The sequence below is a fragment of the Saccharothrix sp. CCNWYY140 genome (assembly GCF_037401995.1).
In the GTDB taxonomy this organism is placed as follows: domain Bacteria; phylum Actinomycetota; class Actinomycetes; order Mycobacteriales; family Pseudonocardiaceae; genus Actinosynnema.
The window spans coordinates 1-6,096 of the sequence record NZ_JBBEGC010000227.1 but is presented as its reverse complement, the minus strand read 5'-3'; the positions used below and the strand labels follow the sequence as shown (position 1 = coordinate 6,096).

At 68.0% G+C, this 6,096-nt stretch carries 5 protein-coding genes; 3 read left to right on the top strand and 2 right to left on the bottom strand.

Annotated features, from left to right (window positions below; all coding sequences use genetic code 11):
- Nucleotides 1-160 precede the first annotated feature (160 nt).
- Nucleotides 161-1,072 carry an ABC transporter substrate-binding protein gene (locus WBN91_RS38815; RefSeq protein WP_337729285.1) on the bottom strand — a complete coding sequence of 304 codons (912 nt, stop codon included), beginning with the start codon at nucleotides 1,070-1,072 and terminating at the stop codon, nucleotides 161-163.
- 23 nt (nucleotides 1,073-1,095) lie between these two features.
- Complete coding sequence (locus tag WBN91_RS38810; RefSeq protein WP_337729286.1) at nucleotides 1,096-2,235, bottom strand: LLM class flavin-dependent oxidoreductase; 1,140 nt, start codon at nucleotides 2,233-2,235, stop codon at nucleotides 1,096-1,098.
- A 340-nt stretch (nucleotides 2,236-2,575) separates the two neighbouring features.
- Between WBN91_RS38810 and WBN91_RS38805 the strand changes: the two genes are divergently transcribed.
- Genes WBN91_RS38805 through WBN91_RS38795 form a run of 3 tightly spaced genes read left to right on the top strand, consistent with a single transcriptional unit; the run spans nucleotide 2,576 to nucleotide 5,990 of the window.
- Nucleotides 2,576-3,412, top strand: a complete 837-nt coding sequence (locus tag WBN91_RS38805; protein ID WP_337729287.1) for an amino acid ABC transporter permease — start codon at nucleotides 2,576-2,578, stop codon at nucleotides 3,410-3,412.
- Nucleotides 3,409-4,170, top strand: a complete 762-nt coding sequence (locus WBN91_RS38800) for an amino acid ABC transporter ATP-binding protein (RefSeq protein ID WP_337729288.1) — start codon at nucleotides 3,409-3,411, stop codon at nucleotides 4,168-4,170. Before WBN91_RS38805 ends, WBN91_RS38800 begins: the two co-directional genes overlap by 4 nt.
- On the top strand, nucleotides 4,167-5,990 hold the full coding sequence (locus tag WBN91_RS38795; RefSeq protein WP_337729289.1) for an FAD/NAD(P)-binding protein: 1,824 nt from the start codon (nucleotides 4,167-4,169) through the stop codon (nucleotides 5,988-5,990). Before WBN91_RS38800 ends, WBN91_RS38795 begins: the two co-directional genes overlap by 4 nt.
- Nucleotides 5,991-6,096 lie beyond the last annotated feature (106 nt).

Genomic DNA, 6,096 nt, shown 5'->3' with positions numbered 1-6,096 from the left:
CTCGTTCCTCACAAAAAATTCGGCTGCACCCAGGGAAATCTGTGGTAGCCCTTCGGGCAGGCCATACGGGGATGACGGAAGAAGCCCAGGTAGGCGGTTTGCTGCGCGGGCTTCGGGAAAAGCACGCCCTGCGGGTTCGCGGGTCTGCCGGTCTTGAGGACTAGGCGTGTTCGGGTGGGCTGATCTTGGACTCCGGCAGGGCGGAGGCTGTGGTGCCCCACTTGTCCAGGATCCGTTGGTACGTCCCGTTCTCGATGAGCTTGTTCACCGCCGCCTGGAAGGCCGGCGTCAGCGGGGAGCCCTTCTTGAAGGCGAAGCCCACGTCCAGGCGCTTGAACTCGTTCAGGAACTTCAGGTTCGGTTGGTTGGCGGCGGCGTGGCGGAGGCCGTTGATGGTGCTCATGATGACGTCGAAGTGGCGTTGTTGCAGGCCCAGGTAGATGGCCGCGTTCTCGGAGAACGTCAGGACCTCGTAGGCGGGCTTGCCGGCGTCCGGGCAGACGTGCTTCTCGCGTTCCAGGGTGGCTTCGAAGGTCGTGCCGGCTCCCACGCCGATCTTCAGGCCGCACAGCTGCGCCAGGTTGTCCACCTTCTGGAGGCGGTCGTCGTCCTTGCGGACGGCGAAGCCCTGGCCGTCGTTGATGTAGGTGACGAAGTCGATGGTCTTGAGCCTGGCTTCGGTGACGCCGAAGTTGCCCGTGCCGACCTCGTACTTGCCGGACGCGAGGGCGGGCAGGATCGCCTCGAAGCCGGCCACCTCCCGCTCGATCCGCACGCCGAGGACCTTGCCGACCGCCTCGGCGATGTCGATGTCCTGGCCCAGCACGGTCTTGTTGTCCTCGGCGTAGTACGACGCCGGCGGCTGGCCGCCCACGGACGAGCCGAACTTCACCACGCCGGCCCGCCGGGTCGCCTCCGGCAGCAGGGCCGCGATGGACTCGTCCTTGACCAGCGCGGACACGACGTCGACCGACGGCTGCACGCCGTTGTCCGGGCTCGCGGCGGGCGCACCGCAGCCGGAGACCACCAGGGCCAGCAAGGTGGTCAGCAACAGCAGGGTTCTGGTGCGCATTCCGATCAAATCCTTCGTGGTGGTCATCCGTCTACCGCGATGGATTCGCGTTGCGGCGCCGGGGTGGGTGAGTGGGCTCGGTCGCGTTTCGCGACTTCCTCGCGCACGATCGGGATGACGTACCGGCCGAAGTCGATGGCGTCGTCGAGGGTGTCGTAGCCGCGCGCGGAGAAGATGTCGACGCCGAGGTCGTAGTAGTCCAGCAGGGCCTGCGCCACCGTCTCCGGCGTGCCGACCAGCGCGTTCGAGTTGCCCGCGCCGCCGGTCGCAGCGGCTGTGGATGTCCACAGTGCACGGTCGAAGCGCTCGCCGCGGGCGGCGATATCCAGCAGGCGCTGTGAACCGGTGTTCTCCGGGTTGGTCAGGGAGTGCCTGCGGGTCAGCGACTTGCCGCCGGAGGTGCGCTGCTTGATGGCGTCCACGGTCCGGTAGGCCTTGTCCCACGCCAAGTCCTCGGTCGCGCCGAGGATCGGGCGGAACGCCACCTGGATGCGCGGGGTGTCGGTGCGGCCGGCGGCCCGTGCGGCTTCCCGAACGGACTCGATCTGCGCCGCCGTGTCGGCCAGGGGCTCACCCCAGAGGCAGAAAATGTCGGCCACCGCACCACCTGCCCGGTAGGCGGCGGGGGACGAGCCGCCGAACGACACGTTCGGACGCGGCTGCTGCACGGGGAAGACGTCGCTGACGAAGTCGGCGAACCGGTAGTGCGTTCCTTCGTGGTCGAAGGGCTCGCGGGAGGTCCACGCCTGCTTGACGATCCGGATGTACTCCTCGGTGCGCGAGTACCGGTCGTCCTTGGTCAGGTAGTCGCCTTCGCGCTGCTGCTCGTGGTCGGTGCCGCCGGTGATGAAGTGCACGGTCAGCCGGCCGTCGGAGATCCGGTCCAGCGTGGCGAACGTCTTCGCGGCGAACGTCGGGTAGGAGACGTTCGGCCGGTGCGCCAACAGGATCTGGAGCTTGTCCAGCTCCGTGGCCACGTACGCGGCGGCCTGCGCCGGGTCTGGTGAGCCCGAGCCGTAGGCGAACAGCACGCGGTCCCAGCCGTGCTCCTCGTGCGCGCGGGCCAGGCGCAGCGTGTAGTCCTTGTCGAACGACGCACCGCTGCGGGCGTGCGTCTCGGAGCCGTCGTTGGTGCCGCCGATCCCCAGGAACTCAACAGGCACGTCGAAACCTTCCACTGAGAGTGGCAAGAAGAAAGGGCGTGGGAACGCCGACGCGCCAAGGCGTTGAGGGAGACGCATGGGGTCGGCCGGAAGAAGGGGCGCGTCAGCGCGGACAGGAGGACGACCACACCCGACCGAAGTCGATGTGGCCGCGAATGACCAGCCGCACGGTGTCCACGGACCCAGTGCAGCAGCGGACGCGGCGATCGTCAACGGCGGTTCGACCGGCGTCCAAATCCCGGAATCCCTTGACCGGCCGCACGGTCCCGCGCCTACGATCGCGGTGCGGCGTTGAGGGACGCGGCACGTTGACGTGATCCCTCCTGCGCAGGAGCAGCCGATGAGCGCTTCGACCGCCGCCCCTCCGACGACCCCGTCTCGCACCACCGCCGAGATCGTGCCATTGCGCCGACCGTGGCGGTGGGTGTCCGCCGCCCTGGTGCTGGCCGCCGTGCTGGCGTTCCTGTGGTCGGCGGCGACCAACGAGCAGTTCCAGTGGTCCGTGGTGGCCCAGTACTTCACCGCCGAGGCCGTGTTGCGCGGGCTCGGCCTGACGCTGTGGCTCACCGGCCTGACCGTGGTGCTGGGCTTTGTGATCGGCGGCGTGCTGGCCGTGATGAGGTTGTCCGGCAACCCCGTGCTGGTGGGCGTGAGCTGGGGTTACGTGTGGCTGTTCCGGTCGGTGCCGCTGTTGGTGCAGTTGCTGTTCTGGTTCAACATCGGCGCGCTGTACCCGGCGCTGTCCGGCGCCACCCCGGTCATCGGGCCGGTCACGGCGGTGATCATCGGGCTGGTGCTGCACGAGGCCGCCTACGCGGCGGAGATCGTGCGCGGCGGCATCCTGTCTGTGGACGCGGGCCAGGTCGAGGCGGCCAAGGCACTGGGCATGCGCGGCGGCCGGGTGCTGCGGCGGATCGTGCTGCCACAGGCCATGCGCGCCATCGTCCCGGCCGCCGGCAACCTGCTCATCGGCACGCTGAAGGGCACGTCGATCGTGAGCGTGCTGGCCGTGCAGGACCTGCTGTACTCGGTGCAGCTCATCTACAACCGCAACTACCTGATCATCCCGTTGCTGCTGGTCGCCACCGCCTGGTACGTCGTCGTCACCAGCCTCCTCGGCATCGGCCAGCACTATGTGGAGCGCTACTACGCGCGCGGCGCGGGGAGGCTGTCGTGACGATCGCCGTCCAGGTCACCGATCTGCACAAGAGCTTCGGCGGCACCCCGGTGCTGCGAGGCGTGGACCTGACCGTGCCACGCGGCTCGGTCACGGTCGTCATCGGCCCGTCCGGCTCGGGCAAGTCGACCCTCCTGCGCTGCCTGAACCACTTGGAGCAGCAGGACCGCGGCGAAATTGAGGTCGACGGCGTGCTCATCGGGTACCGCCGACACCGCGGCAAGCTGTACGAGCTGAAGGAACGCGAGATCGCACGGCAGCGGGCCGGTATCGGCATGGTGTTCCAGGGTTTCCACCTGTTCGGGCACTTGACCGTGCTGGAGAACGTCGTGGAGGCCCCGATCGGGGTGTCCGGCGTGCCGCGCGCGGAGGCCGAGGAGCGAGCGCGGGCGCTGATCGCGCGGGTCGGACTGGCCGGCCGCGAGGACGCCTACCCGCGGCAACTGTCCGGTGGTCAGCAGCAGCGTGTGGCGATCGCACGGGCACTGGCCATGCGACCGGCCGTGATGCTGTTCGACGAGCCGACCTCGGCCCTGGACCCGGAGCTGGTGGGCGAGGTGTTGGCCGTGATCCGCGACTTAGCGGCCGATGGCATGACGATGGTCGTGGTGACGCATGAGATCGGCTTCGCCCGGTCGGTCGCCGACCACGTGGTGTTCCTGGACGAGGGTCTTGTTGTGGAGTCCGGCCCGCCTGCCGAAGTGCTGGACAACCCTGTTCATCAGCGCACCCGCGAGTTCTTGGCGCTGGTGCGATGAGCGTCATCGTGTTCATCGGCGCAGGGCCGCGCACGTCCGGACTGCTGGAACGTTTGGGGGCCAACGCTCCCGCGTTGTTCGACGGCCCGTTGGAGGTGCACTTGGTGGACCCGTTCCCGGTCGGGTCGGGGCGGGTGTGGCGGCACGAGCAGTCGGCGTTGCTGCGGATGAACTCGATGGCCGAGGACGTCACCATGTTCACCGATTCGTCGGTGGAGTGCGAGGGTCCTGTGCGGCTTGGTCCGTCGCTCGCGGAGTGGGATTGGTCCACTGTGGACCTTTCGGCGGAGGTTCGAGCCGAGCTGGCGGCGATGGAACCTACGTCGTTTCCGAGCCGACGGGTGCAGAGCGCGTACCTGAAGTGGTTCCACGCCAGGGCGGTCGAGTCCTTGCCGCCGGGTAGCTCGGTACACGTCCACGAGACCAGGGCGATCCGGTTGACCGGTTCGTCGCAGTTACGGCAACGGGTGTGGCTGGCCGGGCGGACAGAGCCGCTGGTGGCGGACGTGGTGGTGCTCGCTTTGGGGCACTTGGACACCGTGCTGTCAACGGAGCACGCGACCTTGCGCGACTACGCCATGAAGCACGACCTGACCTTCGTCCCTCCCGCGTACACGGCGGATGCGGACCTGTCCGTCGTGCCTGCGGGTGAGGACGTCGTCGTGCGGGGCCTGGGTTTGGCGTTCATCGACTTGGCGGTACTCCTGACGGAGGGCCGCGGCGGGACGTTCGTCCGGGTCGGGGGCGTGCTGCACTACCTCCCGTCCGGGCGGGAACCCCGGTTGCACGTGGGCTCGCGACGCGGCGTGCCGTACCACTCCAAGACCGGCTATCGCTTGCAGGGCAAGGCTCCGGAGGGGCCTAGGTTCTTCGTGGCGTCGGAGCTGCTGGCCAAACCTGGTGACATCGACTTCCGGTTGCACGTGTGGCCGTTGATCGCCAAGGAGGTCGCGTACGGGTACTACCGGGAGCTGTTCACCGGCCATCCCTCGCGGGTGCGGCTGACGTGGGAGGAGTTCTCGGCAAGGTATGCGGAGCTGGACTGGTACAGCAAGGAGATGCGGGAGCTGGAGGAGCAGGCAATCCCGAGCTTCGCGGACCGCTTGGACTTCGAGCACCTGGACCGGCCGATCGACAATTTGGCGTTCGACTCGGCAGACGGATTTCAGGAGTTCCTGCGCTCTTACGTCCGGGCAGACGTGGAGCGGCGATCCGATCCCCGGTTCAGCGCGGACCTAGGTGCCTTCTTGGCTCTCCTGACCGCATACGCCCAGTTGTCGGTGCTGGCGGCGTCGGGCCGACTGACCAGTGAGGACGGCTGGTGGCACGGCTTCTTCAGCTACTTCGCCTCAGGCCCGCCTCCGGACCGGTTGGAGGAGCTGCTGGCGTTGTCGCGGGCCGGGGTGGTGCGTTTCCTGGGAGCCGACACCTGGGTGAGGGCCGAGGACGGCGTCTTCCTGGCAGGCAGCGCCAGCGTGCCCGGCCACACCGTGCGCGCCACGGGCTTGATCGAGGCACGGCTCCCAGTACACACACTGGCCACCACGGCCGATCCGCTGCTGCGCTCCCTTCTGGCGTGCGGAGACATCCAGGACCGAGCGGGGTTCGTCGCCGTCGATCCAGTAGACAGCCGCGTGCTGGACGCTTCAGGCACACCCCACCCACGGCGCTTCGCGGTAGGCCCTTACACCACCAACAAGGCCCAAGCCGCCTTCGCCCGCCCGAACACCAACAACCCAGCCTTCAGACAGAACGACGCCGTAGCACGGGCAGTGCTGGAGTTCTTGGCGGAGGAAGCAGTGGACGAGTCAGTCGCCTAACATGCTTTTCGAAGTAGCTCGCGCAGCAAACCTCCTACCTGGGCTTCTTCCGTCATCCCCGTATGGCCTGCCCGAAGGGCTACCACGCTTTTGGTCGGGTGCAGCC

Coding starts and splice junctions, on each gene's coding strand:
- WBN91_RS38815 (WP_337729285.1), bottom strand. CDS start 1,072: ATGCGCACCAGAACCCTGCTGTTGCTGACCACCTTGCTGGCCCTGGTG.
- WBN91_RS38805 (WP_337729287.1), top strand. CDS start 2,576: ATGAGCGCTTCGACCGCCGCCCCTCCGACGACCCCGTCTCGCACCACC.
- WBN91_RS38795 (WP_337729289.1), top strand. CDS start 4,167: ATGAGCGTCATCGTGTTCATCGGCGCAGGGCCGCGCACGTCCGGACTG.